The sequence below is a fragment of the Streptomyces sp. NPDC002092 genome (assembly GCF_053593775.1).
Genome location: NZ_JBSFDG010000001.1, coordinates 257,722 through 273,585 on the forward strand (window position 1 = coordinate 257,722; position 15,864 = coordinate 273,585).

At 72.1% G+C, this 15,864-nt stretch carries 13 protein-coding genes; 7 read left to right on the forward strand and 6 right to left on the reverse strand.

Annotated features, from left to right (window positions below):
- Positions 1–78 precede the first annotated feature (78 nt).
- Positions 79–1,440, forward strand: coding sequence for a winged helix DNA-binding domain-containing protein (locus ACWCRD_RS01145; protein WP_450963869.1), 1,362 nt, complete (start codon positions 79–81; stop codon positions 1,438–1,440).
- 3 nt (positions 1,441–1,443) lie between these two features.
- Here ACWCRD_RS01145 and ACWCRD_RS01150 read toward each other — a convergent pair whose 3' ends face one another.
- A complete protein-coding gene (locus ACWCRD_RS01150) occupies positions 1,444–2,091 on the reverse strand; it encodes a LysE family translocator (protein ID WP_450963870.1) in 648 nt (215 codons plus the stop codon).
- A gap of 98 nt (positions 2,092–2,189) precedes the next feature.
- On the opposite strand from ACWCRD_RS01150, the gene ACWCRD_RS01155 reads away from it, so the two are divergent.
- Both ACWCRD_RS01155 and dmpI read left to right on the forward strand, forming a co-directional pair.
- Positions 2,190–3,056 (forward strand): LysR substrate-binding domain-containing protein, encoded by an 867-nt coding sequence (locus ACWCRD_RS01155; protein WP_450963871.1) that lies wholly within the window; start codon positions 2,190–2,192, stop codon positions 3,054–3,056.
- 113 nt (positions 3,057–3,169) lie between these two features.
- Positions 3,170–3,352: a 4-oxalocrotonate tautomerase DmpI gene (gene dmpI / locus ACWCRD_RS01160; RefSeq protein WP_275781326.1), complete on the forward strand. Its 183-nt coding sequence runs from the start codon at positions 3,170–3,172 to the stop codon at positions 3,350–3,352.
- A gap of 120 nt (positions 3,353–3,472) precedes the next feature.
- Here dmpI and ACWCRD_RS01165 read toward each other — a convergent pair whose 3' ends face one another.
- The 3 genes from ACWCRD_RS01165 to ACWCRD_RS01175 form a co-directional block, all read right to left on the reverse strand.
- Positions 3,473–4,264: a S1 family peptidase gene (locus tag ACWCRD_RS01165; protein ID WP_450963872.1), complete on the reverse strand. Its 792-nt coding sequence runs from the start codon at positions 4,262–4,264 to the stop codon at positions 3,473–3,475.
- Between the two features lie 205 nt (positions 4,265–4,469).
- Positions 4,470–7,271 carry an ATP-binding protein gene (locus tag ACWCRD_RS01170; protein ID WP_450963873.1) on the reverse strand — a complete coding sequence of 934 codons (2,802 nt, stop codon included), beginning with the start codon at positions 7,269–7,271 and terminating at the stop codon, positions 4,470–4,472.
- 140 nt (positions 7,272–7,411) lie between these two features.
- On the reverse strand, positions 7,412–8,245 hold the full coding sequence (locus ACWCRD_RS01175; RefSeq protein WP_450963874.1) for a response regulator transcription factor: 834 nt from the start codon (positions 8,243–8,245) through the stop codon (positions 7,412–7,414).
- 122 nt (positions 8,246–8,367) lie between these two features.
- Between ACWCRD_RS01175 and ACWCRD_RS01180 the strand changes: the two genes are divergently transcribed.
- The 3 genes from ACWCRD_RS01180 to ACWCRD_RS01190 all read left to right on the forward strand — a co-directional run bounded on the left by ACWCRD_RS01180 (position 8,368) and on the right by ACWCRD_RS01190 (position 12,126).
- Positions 8,368–10,044, forward strand: coding sequence for an AMP-binding protein (locus ACWCRD_RS01180; RefSeq protein WP_450963875.1), 1,677 nt, complete (start codon positions 8,368–8,370; stop codon positions 10,042–10,044).
- Positions 10,041–11,630: an AMP-binding protein gene (locus tag ACWCRD_RS01185; protein WP_450963876.1), complete on the forward strand. Its 1,590-nt coding sequence runs from the start codon at positions 10,041–10,043 to the stop codon at positions 11,628–11,630. Before ACWCRD_RS01180 ends, ACWCRD_RS01185 begins: the two co-directional genes overlap by 4 nt.
- A gap of 367 nt (positions 11,631–11,997) precedes the next feature.
- A complete protein-coding gene (locus ACWCRD_RS01190) occupies positions 11,998–12,126 on the forward strand; it encodes a hypothetical protein (protein ID WP_450963877.1) in 129 nt (42 codons plus the stop codon).
- 65 nt (positions 12,127–12,191) lie between these two features.
- Here ACWCRD_RS01190 and ACWCRD_RS01195 read toward each other — a convergent pair whose 3' ends face one another.
- Positions 12,192–12,896, reverse strand: a complete 705-nt coding sequence (locus ACWCRD_RS01195; protein WP_450963878.1) for a hypothetical protein — start codon at positions 12,894–12,896, stop codon at positions 12,192–12,194.
- A 183-nt stretch (positions 12,897–13,079) separates the two neighbouring features.
- On the opposite strand from ACWCRD_RS01195, the gene gcl reads away from it, so the two are divergent.
- Positions 13,080–14,864 (forward strand): glyoxylate carboligase, encoded by a 1,785-nt coding sequence (gcl, locus tag ACWCRD_RS01200; protein ID WP_450963879.1) that lies wholly within the window; start codon positions 13,080–13,082, stop codon positions 14,862–14,864.
- Positions 14,865–15,150: 286 nt separating this feature from the next.
- Here gcl and ACWCRD_RS01205 read toward each other — a convergent pair whose 3' ends face one another.
- A complete protein-coding gene (locus ACWCRD_RS01205; protein WP_450963880.1) occupies positions 15,151–15,390 on the reverse strand; it encodes a hypothetical protein in 240 nt (79 codons plus the stop codon).
- Positions 15,391–15,864 lie beyond the last annotated feature (474 nt).

Below are 15,864 nucleotides of genomic sequence, written 5' to 3' on the forward strand. Positions count from 1 at the left end.
CCCTGCGCCCGCTGCTGCCGGGGGTTCCGTGAGGCTTGCGGACAGCAGGTGTCCGCAAGCGCGGCTAGCGTGCGGGGCATGACGAAGACGACAGCGACGGCTCCTGTGCTCGGTACCCGCGCGCTCAACCGCGCGACCCTCGAACGGCAGCTGCTCCTGCGCCGGTCCCCGCTCTCGGCCAAGGCCGCCGTCGAGCATCTCCTGGGGCTGCAGGCCCAGAACGTCAAGCCGCCGTACTACGCGCTCGCCGCCCGCCTCGACGGCTTCACCCCCGAGGAGTTGTCCGGGCTGATGGCGGACCGCGAGGTCGTCCGTATCGTCACCATGCGCTCGACCATCCACACCCACACCGCGGCCGACGCCCTCACCCTGCGTCCACTCGTCCAGCCGGCCCGTGACCGTGAACTCGGCAACTTCCGCAAGGGACTTGTGGGCGTGGACCTCGACCGGCTCGCCGCCCTCGCCCGCGACCTCGTCGAGGCCGCGCCGCGCACCATGAAGCAGTTGCGCGAGGCCCTGCAGACCGAGTGGCCGGATGCCGACCCCCAGGCCCTCGCCATCGCAGCCCGCTGCAAACTCCCCCTCGTCCAGGTAACCCCTCGCGGCCTGTGGGGCAAAAGCGGCCAGGTCGCCCTGACCACCGCGCAACACTGGCTGAGCCAGGCCCCCACGGCCCGCCCGATGCCCCCGGCGGCCACTTCATCGGCCGCGACTTCGCCGGGCGTAAATCCGCCGAGCGCGGCAGCCCGGGGCACCGCTGCGGCTGCGGAGGGCTCGGCGCCGCCCGCCGCGGCTGCAGCGGGCCGGGCTGCGTGCAGTGCGGGTGCGCCCGACGCGGCTGCGCCGAGCGCGACTCCGGCGAGTGCCACCGCCCCGGCCGTGGCCTCGCCGGGCGCCCCGGCCCCGGCCCCGGCCCCGGCTCCCGCCGAAGCCGCCCCGTCCCCCGACGCCACCGTCCTGCGCTACCTCGCCGCCTTCGGGCCCGCATCCGTCAAGGACATGCAGACGTGGGCCGGGCTGACCCGGCTGCGGGAGGTCTTCGAGCGGCTTCGGCCGCAGCTTGTCACCTTTCGGGACGAGGGCGGGGTCGAGCTCTTCGATCTGCCGGAGGCGCCGCGGCCCGATGCGGAGACTCCGGCGCCGGCCCGTTTCCTCCCCGAGTTCGACAACGTGCTCCTCTCCCATGCCGACCGCACCCGGGTCGTCCCGGCCGAGTACTGGGGGCGCAGCTGGGTGGGCAATCAGGCGTACTGCACGTTCCTCGTCGACGGCTTCCTGGCGGGGGTGTGGAAGCTGGAGGAGGACGCGCTCGTCATCGAGCCGTTCGGCACTCTCGGCAAGGCCCAGCGCGCGGAACTCCAGGAGGAAGCGGTGCGGATGCTCGACACCATGCATCCGGGGACGTCGTACGACATCCGGTTCGGGACCGTGATGCCGTAAGCCTCAGTCCGCCCGGCCCGTCACCGCCACCGTCAGGCCCAGCCCGATCATCGCGAAGCCGCCCGCGCCGCCGATCAGGGACAGGCGGCGGTCGGATCGGGCGAACCAGGTGCGGGCGGCCGAGGCGGTCAGGCCCCACAGGGTGTCCGTGACCAGGCCGATCGAGATCGGGATCAGGCCGAGCAGCAGCATCTGCAGCGGGACGTGGCCCGCCGCGTGGTCCACGAACTGGGGGAGTACGGCCGCGAAGAAGACCACCCCCTTCGGGTTGGTCACCCCGACGAGCACCCCGTCGAGCACCGTCCTCAGATCGCCGCGCGCAGGCCCCGTCGGCTGCGTGCGGATCGCCGACGCCTTGAGCTGCCCCCGATGCCGGAAGGCCTGGACACCCAGGTACACCAGGTAGGCCGCGCCTGCGAGTTTCACCGCCAGGTAGACCGCCACCGAGCGCTCCACCAGCGAGCCGATGCCGATCGCGACCGCCACCACCAGCAGATACGAGCCGAACACATTGCCGATCGCCGTCGCCACCGCCGTACGGCGTCCGTGGGCGAGCGCGCGGCCGATGACGAACAGGACGCTGGGGCCCGGAATCACGATCACCAGCAGGGACATCGCGGCGAAGGCGAGGAAGCGGTCCGTGGACACCATGTGCATCGCTCTCCTCCGGTCGCGCCCCTCGGGCGCTCGGTCACACAGCGGGCGTTCATTCAAACAGCCGCCTGCCCGGCCCCTCTAGAGTCGAGCCCATGGAACTGCGGCAGCTCACCTATTTCGTGACCGTCGCCGAGGAACTGCACTTCGGGCGGGCGGCCGAACGGCTGCACATCGTGCAGTCCGCGGTGAGCATGCAGATACAGCGCCTGGAGCGGGAGCTGGGCGCCGAGCTGTTCGACCGGACGCCGCGCCGGGTGCGGCTGACGGCGGCGGGGGAGCGGCTGCTGCCCGAGGCGCGCGAGGTACTGGCGGCGGCCGACCGGGCGCGTGCCGCCGTCGCCCCGCCGCCCGGCCTGAGGATCGGCACCAGCACGGGCCTCGGTACACATCTCGACCGTGTGCTCGCCGCGTTCGCGCGCCGCGCGCCGGACGTGCCCGTCGAACTGTTCTCGCTGCCGGTCGCCGAACGCCTGGCCCGGGTCGCGGGCGGCCAGTTGGACGCCGCGTTCGTACGGGCCGTCGAACCCGTGCCCGGAGTACGCGTGCTGCCCCTGTGGCCCGACCCGCTTGTGGCCGCCCTCCCCGCCACCCACCCCCTTGCCGGCCGCGCGGAGATCGGCATCGAGGAACTGGCCGAGGTCCCGCTCGCCCTCACCGAGCGCCGCAACAACCCCGCCCTGGTCGACCTGGTCGTCGGCGCCTGTCACGAGGCCGGGTTCGAGCCGCGGCCCGGACCGGCGAGCGGCTCCCTCCAGGACACCCTCGCCACCATCGGCAGCCGCCCGCTGTGGACCGTCGTGTACGCGTCCCACGCGCGCGTGCTGCACAGCCCCCGCGTCGCCTTCGTGCCGTTCCGCGCGCCGGGCCTCGCCCTGTCCACGGGCCTCGCCGTGCCCCTCAGCGCCCCGCCCCCGCACCTGGACACCCTGCTGCTGGCCTGCGGCGATCACGAGAACTGATCGCTGCGGTCGCGGTCCGGCTCTTGGTCGCGGGCGCCCGACGCGATGGACTGTACTCACCGAAAGGGACCGCATCAGGCCCCGACAGGCAGCGTATTCAAGGGAGTTCAGTCATGCCGATCGTCACCGTCCAGCAGGGTCCCCGCGACACCGAGCTCAAGCGCGACCTCGTCAAGCGCATCACCGACGCCTTCGTCGACGCCTACCGGATCCCGGCCGAGACGGTTCAGGTGTGGATCCACGAGGTGCCGACGGACAGCTGGGGCGCGGCGGGCAGGCTCACCGCCGACAAGTAGCGCCACCCGCGCGACGGGCAGCGCTTGGAAAGGGGGCGCTGCGAGCTGCTCGTGGTAGCCCGCAACGCCCCCTTGTCTCTCACCTGAGGGATGCTCAGGAGATCTTCTGGAGCACTCGTCCTACGAGTTGACCTGTGCGGTCACCAGGCTGGAGAAGGTGGTCAGCCGGGTGTAGACACCCGGGTACCCCGCCTCCGCACAGCCGTTGCCCCAAGAAGTGATCCCTGCCAGGACGCCCCCGATGAGCAGGGGACCGCCGCTGTCGCCCTGGCAGGTGTCTACGCCGCCGGATGTGTATCCGGCGCAAACCATGTCGGTCTGCACGAAGTCAGAACCGTAGGAGCTCTTGCAGCCGGCGTCGGCCACGATCGGCACGGTCGCGGTCCGCAGCTGGTTGGAGGAGCTGCCGTTCTCCGAGGTGGTGCCCCATCCGAGGATGCGGGCGGTGGTGCCGGCCGCGTACACCGACGTGTCCGAGGACGAGACGTACGAGGCCGTCGTGTACGGCATCGACGTCGACAGCGTCAGTACGGCCACGTCGTCGCCGTTGGTGGCGTCCGTGTAGTCCGGGTTGATCCAGATCTTGCTGACCTTGCTGACCGTGCCGTTGGTGCCGTTCAGGTAGGTGCGGCCGCCGACGACTCTGACACTGCCGGCGCTCTCCCCGACCATGCAGTGAGCGGCGGTGATCACCTTGGTGGCCGAGACGAGGGTGCCGCCGCAGAACTGGTTCTGCGAGGCGTCCGTGATCTGCATGACGAACGGGTAGGCCGTGGTCGTGGTCGTGGTGCCGCCCACGATGGGCTGGGGCGCGGCTGCCGCGGAAGGCGCGCCGAGCAGTGCGCCGGCGGCCGCTGCAGCGGCCGCCGTGACTACCGCGGCGGTCTTCCTGGCACGGTTGGACCCGAACATGAGTCTCCTCAGTGGGGGTTGCCGGTGGGGGGTCGCGCGGGTGTGGGGGGTTGAGCACGGGGGCCGCGGGACCGACCCCCGTATGCCCGGGCGAGCGGCACGTCCTCAAGCTAGGACGCAAAACCCCCGGCTCCCAATGAGGGAACCCCCTAGGGGGTTGTGTAAGGGAAAACCCTCGGTCGGGTTCAGTTAACCTGGCGCGCCGTCACTTCGCTCGCCGTGCCGCCGCCAAACGGACGATATCCACGCGCGAGCGGATCCCCAGCTTGCGGTAGACCCGGGTCAGTGTCGCCTCGACCGTCTTCACGCTGATGAACAGCCGCGCGGCGATCTCCCGGTTGGTCGCGCCCTCCATGACGAGCGCTGCGACCTGGCGTTCCATCGCGGCGAGCCCTTCCAGGCCCTCCGACGCGGCAGTGGGGGCGATCGGTTCCACCGGGCTCGCCACGGCGGCCGCCTCCACCTGACGCACCCAGGGCAGCGCCCGGCAACGGCGGAACAGCCGGGCCGCCTCGTCGTACGACGCGCGCCCCGTCCGGCCGGGACGCAGCGACGCCAGCGCGAACGCGGCGCGGGCCTCCTCCAGGCCGTAACCCAGCTTGGCGAGCCGGTGCTGCGCCGACGTCAGCTGGGCGAACGCGGCCTCGTGCTCGCCGCGTGCGGCCCGTACCAGTGCCTCGGCCCGGTCCAGCACGGCCAGCACGCCCTCGCGCCCGAGCCGCACGGCGTGTTCGCGCGCCGTGTCGAGGAGTTGCTGCGCCTCGTCCAGCTCGCCGGTGCGGACGAGGGCCTCGGCGAGGTCGCCGTGCCAGCGGCCGCGCGCGGGGTCGGTGATGCCGAGCCCGTTCTCCAGGTCCCGCACCCGGCGCAGCGAGCGGACCGCGCCCTCGGCGTCCCCGGCGACCAGTTGGGCGTGCCCGAGCGCGGTCAGCCCCCGGGAGATGTACATCTGGTCGCCGGCCCGCTCGGCCAGCTCCACCGCCTCGCGGCCCAGCGTCAGCGCCCGCTCCACGTCCCCGCCGGAGGCCTCGGCGAGGGAGGCGAGCACGGCGGAGGACATCTCGCCGATCCCCGAGTCACGGGCCAGCCGCATGCTCTCCCGGGCCAGGTCCAGGGCCCGGCCGCAGTGCCCGGTGCGCAGTTCGGTCTCGGCGAGCAGACGCACGAAGTGCACCTCGCTCTCGACCATGCCGCGCCGGCGCGCCTCGCGCAGCAGCGCGTTGACGGTGGAGCGGGCCTCGGGCAGCTGGTCGCTCATGATCAGCCAGCGGTAGCGGGTCGCGCCCGCCCCGTTGTGGTGGCAGGCCACGTCGGGGAGCTGAGGTTCCTTCAGTGCGCGTTTGATGGTCGCGGGGGCGTCCGGGTGGCCCATCAGGGTCTCGGTCGTCGCCTGGAAGGCCAGCGCGAGGAGTTCGGTGCGCCGGTCGCCGGCCCGGGCGGCGAGCTCGGCGGCGTGCGCGGCCTCCTCCCGGCCGATCGCGAAGTCGCCCTCCACGACCAGTCCGCGCCAGGCCAGCTGGTAGTGGACCTGGGCCAGCAGCCCCGGGTCGTCGCCGGCGTCGGCCAGCGCCTGCGGGTAGACGGTGTCGACCTCGCCGAGGGCCTGCCCGGCGGCCTCGATGACCACCATCCAGGCCCGCACCCGGTCGGCGGGCCCAGCGGCCCGGGTCAGCACGTCGCGGGCGATGTCCCGGGCGAGGTCCACCTCACCGGCGGTGATCGCGTCCTCGGCCGCCTCCAGCCGGCGCTCGTCCGGGCCCGGCTCGCCGTCGGCCGGGGTGTGCCGGGCGGCGAGCAGTCCGAGCGAGGCGGCGACCGAGGGTGCCCCGCGGTCCCGGGCCGTGGCGGCGGCCTCGGCGAGCCGGGCCGCGGCCTCCGGGTCGGTGCCGGTGGTCGCGAGGGCGAGGTGACGGGCGCGCTCGATCGGGTCGGAGGCCGCCGTGGACAGCGCGGCGTGCGCGGCCCGCCGGTCCTGCGCGGGCGCCTCCGCGTACAGCGCGGCCGAGATCAGCGGATGCGCGAAGCGTACGGCGGGGCCCTCCGGCTCGGTCGCCAGCAGCCCCAGTTCGGCCGCCTGCGCGGTCTCGGCCTCGGCGTTCTCCCGGCCGGCCTCGTGCAGCAGGGCCAGGGTGGGGCGGGCGCCCACGCTGGCCACCAGCAGGGTGCGGCGGGCCTCGACGGAGAGCATGTCGAGCCGGTTCAGGACGAGGGCGCGCAGCGAGGTGGGCACCGGCAGCGGCTCGCCCGGCCGCGGCGGGGTCGGGCTCTCCGCCAGGGCGCGGCCCAGTTCGAGGGCGAAGAACGGGTTGCCGCCGCTGGTGCGGTGGATGTCCCGGACGGTGGACCGCGGCAGGCCGGTGTAGCCGCGGTGGTCGAGCAGCGCGGACACCTGGGCGCGGGAGAGCCCGCCGAGCCGCACGGCCAGGGTGTCGGGCGGGGAGGCGCTCAGATGGCGGTCGTACTCCTGGCCCTCGGTGCGTACCGCGCACAGCAGTTGAACCGGGGTGTCGCCCAGGCGGCGGGCGGCGAAGCCGAGGAGTTCCGCGCTCGCCGGGTCCAGCCACTGCAGGTCGTCCGCCACGACGAGGACGGGGCCCTGCTCGGCGAGCGCGCGCAGCGCCGACAGGACGGCCAGGCGCAGGGCGAGGCCGTCGCGCTGGAGGGTGGACTCGCCGCGGCCGGTGAGCGCCGACTCCAGTGCCGTGCGCTGGGCGGCGGGCAGCTTGTCGTACACCTGGTCCACGACCAGGCCGAGCAGGTCGGCGAGGGCCAGGAAGGGGAGGTGGGATTCGGACTCGGTCGCCGAGCAGCGCAGCACGGTGCGGGCGGCTGTCCCGTATTCGGATGCCAATGCCCGCAGAGCGGTCGACTTTCCTATTCCGGCGGGGCCGTGGAGCAGCACGCTGCCGCCCCGCGCGAGCTGCTCGCGTGCCGCGCTGAGCAGCTCGTCCCGGCCGATGACCAGGTCGGGGTGGCGTCTGGCAGGCTCCCTCAAGTCCCCTCGCACGGTCGCCGCTCCCCTCCGAGTGTCGTGTTCGGGCCAAATTCTAGGCAATCTCTCTGCGAAATTCGGATGGATGCCGTGGTGAGGGATATAACAACGGTCAGGCATGGAGAAATTCAAGGCTCCGGCGACCGAATAGGGAGCTACGGCAGCAGCCCCGCCCGGCGCGCCGCGGCCACCGCCTCGCCACGGGTGTGAGCACCCAGTTTCCGCATCGCCGACCGCAGGTACCCCTTGACCGTCTCGGCACGCAGCCCCAGTCGCTCGGCGGCCACCGCGTTCGTGGCTCCCGCCGCCACACAGGCCAGTACGTCCAGCTCGCGGGGGGCCAGATCGACCTCGGGAGCCTGCGTCTTCGGGGTCAGCAACCCGCACACGCCGAGCAGTTCCGAGCGCAGTGCGGGATCCGCGATCCGGGGCGCGAGTGCCCGCAGGGCCGCGTGGGCCTCCCGCACCTGCTCCCAGGCGGCACCCGCCGCCGGGGCCCGCTCCGGCTCGCCGGGGGCGGCCGCCGCCAGCAGTCCCCGCGCCACGTCCCCCACGGCCAGTGCCTGCTCCACGTCCCGCGCGGCCTCCATCGCCGCACCCAGCGTCCGGTCACCGAGCGGCTGCGCCGTGCGCAGGGCGCCGTAGAGCACACCCCGTACCCGGCGTCGCACGACCACCGGCACCGCGAGGATCGAACGCAGCCCCTCCGTGGCGACCGGGATGTCGTACTCGTGGCTGATCTGCCGCGAGGAGGAGTAGTCCGTCACCGCGCACGCCCGGATGAGCGCCACCGCCCGGCCGCCCAGGCCGTTGCCGGCGGTCACCGGCAGCCCGCTCAGCGCGGGCGTCTCGGTGCCGCTGAGTTCGCTGATGCGCATCTGCCGGCGGCCCGGCTCCACCAGGCCGCCGAAGGCGACCGGCAGCCCGGTCGTGCGCCGCAGCCGTACCAGCGCATTGCGTATCTCGGCCGCCCCGGCCGCGTCTGCCATCACCTGCTTGCCCTCTCCCTGCAGCGCACACCCCCGTTCGGGGGTAGTGAGACCTGCATCACGGATTACACGATGGCAGAGAGCCGCCCGGCAATGGTCCGGTGATGAGGAGGGTAACCACGATGACGACGGCGACGGAGCTCTTCCGCAGTGCGCGGGACTTCCTGCTGGAGCACCGCGAGGACTACGCGAAGGCGTACGAGGGTTTCAGCTGGCCCCGGCCCGAGCGTTTCAACTGGGCGCTCGACTGGTTCGACGTCATCGCCGACGGCAACGACCGGACCGCCCTGCACATCGTCGAGGAGGACGGGAGCGAGGTCCGGGTCTCGTTCGCGGAGATGTCCGACCGCTCCGACCGGGTGGCCGGCTGGCTGCGCGAGCGCGGTGTCCGCGCCGAGGACCGGATCCTCGTCATGCTCGGCAACCAGGCCGAGCTGTGGGAGACGGCCCTCGCGGCGATGAAGCTGCGCGCCGTGGTCATCCCGGCCACCCCGCTGCTCGGCCCCGCCGACCTGCGCGACCGTGTCGAGCGGGGGCGAGTGAAGCACGTGATCGTACGGGCCGAGGACACCCCCAAGTTCGACGACGTCCCCGGCGCCTACACCCGCATCTGTGTCGGTGGTCTGCCGGAGGAGGGCTGGGAGCCGTACGAGGACGCGTACGCCCTCGCCCCCGCCGAGTTCCTCCCCGACGGCCCCACGCTCGCGGACGACCCGCTCATGCTGTACTTCACCTCCGGCACCACCGCCCGGCCCAAGCTGGTCGAGCACACCCACACCTCGTACCCGATCGGCCACCTGGCGACGATGTACTGGGTCGGCCTCAAGCCCGGTGACGTGCACCTGAACATCTCCTCGCCCGGCTGGGCCAAGCACGCCTGGTCGAACCTGTTCGCCCCGTGGAACGCGGAGGCGACCGTCTTCATCCACAACTACACCCGCTTCGACCCGGCCCGGCTGATGGCCGAGATGGACCGCGCAGGGGTGACCACCTTCTGCGCCCCGCCCACCGTGTGGCGGATGCTCATCCAGGCCGACCTGACCCAGCTGCGCACCCCGCCGCGCGAGGTCGTGGCGGCCGGCGAGCCCCTGAACCCCGAGGTCATCGAGCAGGTCCGGCGCGCCTGGGGCGTCACCATCCGGGACGGCTTCGGCCAGACCGAGACGGCCGTGCAGGTCGCCAACACCCCGGGCCAGGAACTCAAGACCGGCTCGATGGGACGGCCCAGCCCGGGCTACAAGGTGGAGCTCCTCGACCCGGTGACGGGCGCCCCCGGAGCCGCCGAGGGCGAGATCGCCCTCGACCTGTCCGCCCGGCCCGTCGGCCTGATGACCGGCTACCACGGCGACCCGGACCGTACGGCGGAGGCGATGGCCGGCGGCTACTACCGCACCGGCGACATCGGCGCCCGCGACGCCGACGGCTACATCACCTACGTGGGCCGCGCCGACGACGTCTTCAAGGCCTCCGACTACAAGATCAGCCCCTTCGAGTTGGAGAGCGCGCTCCTGGAGCACGAGGCGGTGGCCGAGGCGGCCGTCGTGCCCGCCCCGGACGAGCTGCGCCTCGCCGTCCCCAAGGCGTACGTCGTCCTCGCCGAGGGCTGGCAGCCGGGCCCCGACACCGCGAAGGTGCTGTTCGAGCACTCCCGCGAGGTCCTCGCCCCGTACAAGCGCATCCGCCGCCTGGAGTTCGCGCCGCTGCCCAAGACCGTCTCCGGCAAGATCCGCAGGATCGAGCTGCGCGAGGCGACCGCCGCGGGCTCGGCCGACGAGTACCGCGAGGAGGACTTCCGGTGACCGCACTGTCGTACACGCACGGGACGAGCCCGACCGCCCTGCTCGGGGACACCATCGGCGCCAACCTGGACCGGGCCGTGGCGACCTGGCCGGACCGCGAGGCGCTGGTGGACGTGGAGTCCGGGCGGCGCTGGACGTACGCCCGATTCGGTGCGGACGTCGAGGAGCTGGCGCGGGCGCTGGCCGCGGCCGGGGTCGCCAAGGGCGACCGGGTGGGCATCTGGGCGGTCAACTGCGCCGAGTGGGTGCTGGTCCAGTACGCCACCGCCCGCATCGGCGCGATCATGGTGAACATCAATCCGGCCTACCGCACCCACGAGGTCGAGTACGTCCTCAAGCAGGCCGGGATCTCGCTGCTCTTCGCCTCCCTCAGCCACAAGACGAGCGACTACCGGGCGATGGTCGAGGAGGTGCGGGGCAGGTGCCCCGAGCTGCGGGAGGTCGTGTACATCGGCGACCCGAGCTGGCAGGCCCTGCTCGGCCGCGGGACCGCCGAGGCCTCGTACGAGGAGCTGTCCTGCGACGACCCCATCAACATCCAGTACACCTCGGGCACGACGGGCTTCCCCAAGGGGGCCACGCTCTCCCACCACAACATCCTCAACAACGGCTACTTCGTGGGTGAGTTGATCGCCTACACCGAGCAGGACCGCATCTGCATCCCCGTGCCCTTCTACCACTGCTTCGGCATGGTCATGGGCAACCTCGCGGCGACCTCGCACGGCGCGTGCATGGTCATCCCGGCCCCGTCCTTCGATCCCAGGGCCACCCTCGAAGCCGTCCAGCAGGAGCGCTGCACCTCCCTGTACGGCGTCCCCACCATGTTCATCGCGGAGCTGAACCTCCCCGACTTCGCGAGCTACGACCTCTCCACCCTCCGCACCGGCATCATGGCGGGCTCGCCCTGCCCGGTCGAGGTGATGAAGCGGGTGGTCGCCGAGATGCACATGGGGGAGGTCTCCATCTGCTACGGCATGACGGAGACGTCCCCGGTCTCCCTGCAGACCCGCAGGGACGACGACCTGGAACACCGCACCGGTACGGTCGGCCGGGTCCTGCCGCACATCGAGGTGAAGGTCGTCGACCCGGCCACCGGAGTGACCCGACCCCGCGGGGTCCCCGGCGAGTTGTGCACCCGCGGCTACAGCGTGATGCTCGGCTACTGGAACGAGCCCGAGAAGACCGCCGAGGCCGTCGACCCCGGCCGCTGGATGCACACCGGCGACCTGGCGGTGATGCGCGAGGACGGCTACGTCGAGATCGTCGGCCGCATCAAGGACATGATCATCCGGGGCGGCGAGAACATCTACCCGCGCGAGATCGAGGAGTTCCTCTACGGCCACCCCAAGATCGCGGACGTCCAGGTCGTGGGCGTACCGCACGAGAAGTACGGCGAGGAGGTCCTCGCCTGCGTCATCCCGCGCGACCCGGCCGACCCGCCGACGCTGGAGGACGTGCGCGCCTTCTGCGAGGGCCGGCTGGCCCACTACAAGGTGCCGAGCCGGATGCGGATCCTGGAGGCCTTCCCGATGACGGTGTCCGGGAAGGTGCGGAAGGTGGAACTTCGGGAGAAGTACGCCCTGTAGCGGGCGGCCGGCATCGGACAGCCGGAATCGGACGGCCGGCTGGAGCAGCGCGCAGCAGCGCCCGTCCCGGGGGGCGAGACAGGCCTCGTAGCCCTCGCGCCGGGGTTCGAAGCCGGCCGAGACGTGGGCGGCCTGTGCGTCGGCGAGGGGAAGCGGCGTGGGTGCGGCCGGCCGTCCGCGGCCATCAGGCGGCAGGGGCGCCGGGTGACGGACATGCCGCCGGTCTCTTGGTTCGCCCTGCTCGGCGTCGGCCACGCCAACCTGCCCGTCGACTGGCCGCCCGGCCACCTCGCGCCCTGGATCGACGACATCGTTCCGGCAGCGCCCAGGCGGCCATGTACGCAGGGGATCATCGAGATCGTGACCGGTGTCGTCGTGGCCCTGGTCCCGGGCTTCGGCGGGTGGCTGGGGGCCGGCGGGCATCGTCGTCGGCCTGCTCACCGTCCCGGGCTACTACGACATCGCGCTGCGGTACCGCACCGAGTGGGAGCAGTGAACTCGCGGTTACGTGAACGCGTTCGAGCGGGGGTGTCCATGGCCCTCCGCTCGTCGCGGGCGGAGCTACCGCACCCCGGTGGCGTCCAGCTCGTCGGCAAGGCTGTTGACCGGCTGCGGGGTGCCCGTGAGGTCGAGGACGAACAGGGGGACGCCGAGGGTGTCCGCGCGGGTGCGGGCGTCGGTGGCGTATCCGGCCAGGGAGAAGTAGGCGCAGGCCGCCGACTCCGTCATGGCGGTCAGCCACAGGCACTCCACGTCCCGCAGCGAGGCCGGGCGCACGGTCGGGTCGACCTGGGCCAGCAGGCCGCGCGCGGCGATGCCGATGCCGGACGGGGGCCGCTGGTCGGCCCGGCGGATGTCCCGGTAGCCGAGCCAGCGCAGATACACGGCGGCGGCCGTCACCGCGTCCCGGGCGGTGCGGATGGTGACGGGCTGGAAGGGCCGGCGGCGTTTCGCCGGAGCGGGGCCGGCCTCGGCGCTCGCCTGTGCCGTGGCGGTCTGTCCGGCCACCGGGATCCGCAGCACCGTCCCGCAGGGACAGCCCAGCTCCGGGCGCGGCCACTGGTCCCGGCGGCCGCAGCAGCCGCACTGCACCGTGACCCAGTCCTCCGCCCAGGCTCGATGGGTGACGGCCGTCGCCGTCCCGTGCCGGTCCAGCGGCGGGGCGACCGGCGCCCCGCACGTGCACGGATACGACGGCGCCGCATAGAGGTGCTCGCGCCCGCAGGCCGGACAGCGCACCGAGACGCTCTCTGACATGGCCCACATCGTCCTCCAGCGGGCCCCCGCTTGTCCGTCTCTTGACGGCCTTCCTCCGCCCACTTACATTGCTTCCAGATAGTAGAAAATAGTTTCCGCAATGTGGAAACTATGGATGGAAGCCGAATACGGAAGAGCTCACCGCGGGGCGCGACGGGAGGGCTGGTCCGACAGCCGAAGCAGGAGTACTCGATGGCACGTATGACCGCTGCCCGCGCGGCAGTTGAGATTCTCAAGCGCGAGGGCGTCACCAACGCGTTCGGTGTGCCCGGCGCGGCGATCAACCCGTTCTACGCGGCGCTCAAGGCCTCCGGCGGCATCAACCACACCCTCGCCCGCCATGTCGAGGGCGCCTCGCACATGGCGGAGGGCTACACCCGCACCCACGCGGGCAACATCGGTGTCTGCATCGGCACTTCGGGGCCCGCGGGGACCGACATGATCACCGGCCTGTACTCGGCGATCGGGGACTCCATCCCGATCCTGTGCATCACGGGCCAGGCGCCGACCGCCGTGATCCACAAAGAGGACTTCCAGGCCGTCGACATCGCCTCGATCGCCAAGCCGGTCGCGAAAATGGCGGTCACGGTCCTGGAGGCCGCCCAGGTGCCCGGCGTCTTCCAGCAGGCCTTCCACCTGATGCGCTCCGCGCGTCCGGGCCCGGTCCTCATCGACCTGCCGATCGACGTGCAGCTCACCGAGATCGAGTTCGACCCGGAGACGTACGAGCCGCTCCCGGTCTACAAGCCGGCCGCGACCCGCGCCCAGATCGAGAAGGCGATCGGGCTGCTGAACGAGTCCGAGCGGCCGCTGATCGTCGCGGGCGGCGGTGTCATCAACGCCGACGCCGCCGAACTCCTCGTCGAGTTCGCCGAGTTGACGGGCACCCCGGTCGTCCCGACCCTGATGGGCTGGGGCGTCCTGCCCGACGACCATGAGCTGAACGCCGGCATGGTGGGCCTGCAGACCTCGCACCGCTACGGCAACGCGACCTTCCTGGAGTCGGACTTCGTCCTCGGCATCGGCAACCGCTGGGCCAACCGCCACACCGGCAAGCTCGACGTCTACACGGCCGGCCGCAAGTTCGTGCACGTCGACGTCGAACCCACCCAGATCGGCAAGATCTTCGCCCCGGACTACGGCATCGCGTCCGACGCGAAGGCGGCCCTGGAGCTCTTCGTCGAGGTGGCGAGGGAGCTGAAGGCGGCAGGCAGGCTGCCCGACCGCTCCGCGTGGGCGGCCTCGGCACAGGAGAAGAAGGCGACTCTCCAGCGCCGTACGCACTTCGACGACATCCCGATCAAGCCGCAGCGCGTCTACGAGGAGATGAACAAGGCGTTCGGCCCGGAGACCCGTTACGTCTCCACGATCGGTCTCTCGCAGATCGCCGGCGCCCAGATGCTGCACGTCTTCAAGCCGCGCCACTGGATCAACTGCGGCCAGGCGGGCCCCCTCGGCTGGACCATCCCGGCCGCGCTGGGCGTCGCGAAGGCGGACCCGGAGGCGCAGGTGGTCGCCCTGTCCGGTGACTACGACTTCCAGTTCATGATCGAGGAACTGGCGGTCGGCGCGCAGCACAGGATCCCGTACGTCCATGTCCTGGTGAACAACTCCTACCTGGGCCTGATCCGCCAGGCGCAGCGGGCGTTCGACATCGACTTCCAGGTCAAGCTGGAGTTCGAGAACATCAACTCGCCGGAGCTCGGCGTCTACGGCGTCGACCACGTCAAGGTCGTTGAGGGCCTGGGCTGCAAGGCGATCCGGGTGACCGACCCGAACGAGCTGGGTGCGGCCCTGGAGCAGGCCAAGAAGCTCGCCGCCGAGTTCCAGGTGCCGGTCGTCGTCGAGGCGATCCTGGAGCGCGTCACCAACATCGCCATGTCGACCACCAACGACATCAGCAACGTCGTGGAGTTCGAGGAGCTGGCGACGGAGCCGGGGCACGCCCCGACGTCGATCAGGGCGCTGAAGGTCTGACCCGGCCGACAGCTGAGGGGCGGTCCAACCTGCCGGTTGGACCGCCCCTTTCGCGTGCCCGGCTGCCAGGAGCCGTCCCCCGTTTCCCCCGTGAGATCCCCCGTTTCCCCCGTGCGATCTCCCGTTTCCCCCGTCATGGAGCCCGCCGCCCCCGTGTCGGCGGGCCCCATGTAACGTGAATATGCCCGCCGGCGGGTGCGGCTGAAGCCTCTTGAACCATGTTCAGAGCTGGATTTGAGGTTTGCGTAGACGTCCTACGTTCCCGGGCGTAGGCGTACGCATGTGCTCACGGTCCCTCGTGGTGTTCCGACAGCCCCGGCCAGTCGTCCGGGCCGCCGCCCTGCCACTCGATGAGCTCGCTCTCCTCGACGTCCGTGACGTACAGGTCGGCCAGGCGCAGGATCTCGCTGACGTCGTCGACGTGCGTGGCGATCCCCAGTGTCTCGTCGCCCTCCGTGACCCGCCTGGAGCCGTCCAGGGCCGGCGAGTGCACCACGATGTGCGGATGCTCCGTTGGATGTGCCATTCCTTCAGCGTCCTGCGGGTCGTGCCGATCCGCACCCCCACGAACGCCGAAAGGCGCCGGATGCGGGACCGTCCGCATCCGGCGCCGCTCGGCCGGTGAGGTCTTCGGTTGTGGCCGTCCGGCGGTGCGAGGCTGGGCGCGACAGAACGTTCGCGCCGCCGGACGGGGTCTGCGGGTGGTGCGGAAAGCGGCTGGGACCGCGGCGGGTGCGACGGAGCCGCGGCGCTGCTCCCCTCAGGTCGAAGAAGCAGTGCCCGGAACCTTCACCACCGCACTGGCTCGCACGCCGCCGCGGTCCTTGCCTCGGGGCCTGTCGTCAAATTCCCGCCTGCCCGGCGACGCCTGGCACGCGCGCTCGCCGCGTTGCCGAACCGCCCACGTGGCTCCGCCACGAGGGCGCTCCGGCGCCTTGCGATCGCACGCTCCCCCACGCTCGAACAACCTCGCGCGGGGGGACCCCCATGCCGCCGCGCG

Excerpts from the sequence above, each read along its gene's own strand:
- ACWCRD_RS01145 (WP_450963869.1), top strand. The coding sequence starts at position 79 with ATGACGAAGACGACAGCGACGGCTCCTGTGCTCGGTACCCGCGCGCTC.
- ACWCRD_RS01150 (WP_450963870.1), bottom strand. The coding sequence starts at position 2,091 with ATGGTGTCCACGGACCGCTTCCTCGCCTTCGCCGCGATGTCCCTGCTG.
- ACWCRD_RS01155 (WP_450963871.1), top strand. The coding sequence starts at position 2,190 with ATGGAACTGCGGCAGCTCACCTATTTCGTGACCGTCGCCGAGGAACTG.
- dmpI (WP_275781326.1), top strand. The coding sequence starts at position 3,170 with ATGCCGATCGTCACCGTCCAGCAGGGTCCCCGCGACACCGAGCTCAAG.
- ACWCRD_RS01165 (WP_450963872.1), bottom strand. The coding sequence starts at position 4,264 with ATGTTCGGGTCCAACCGTGCCAGGAAGACCGCCGCGGTAGTCACGGCG.
- ACWCRD_RS01175 (WP_450963874.1), bottom strand. The coding sequence starts at position 8,245 with ATGGCAGACGCGGCCGGGGCGGCCGAGATACGCAATGCGCTGGTACGG.
- ACWCRD_RS01180 (WP_450963875.1), top strand. The coding sequence starts at position 8,368 with ATGACGACGGCGACGGAGCTCTTCCGCAGTGCGCGGGACTTCCTGCTG.
- ACWCRD_RS01195 (WP_450963878.1), bottom strand. The coding sequence starts at position 12,896 with ATGTGGGCCATGTCAGAGAGCGTCTCGGTGCGCTGTCCGGCCTGCGGG.
- gcl (WP_450963879.1), top strand. The coding sequence starts at position 13,080 with ATGGCACGTATGACCGCTGCCCGCGCGGCAGTTGAGATTCTCAAGCGC.
- ACWCRD_RS01205 (WP_450963880.1), bottom strand. The coding sequence starts at position 15,390 with ATGGCACATCCAACGGAGCATCCGCACATCGTGGTGCACTCGCCGGCC.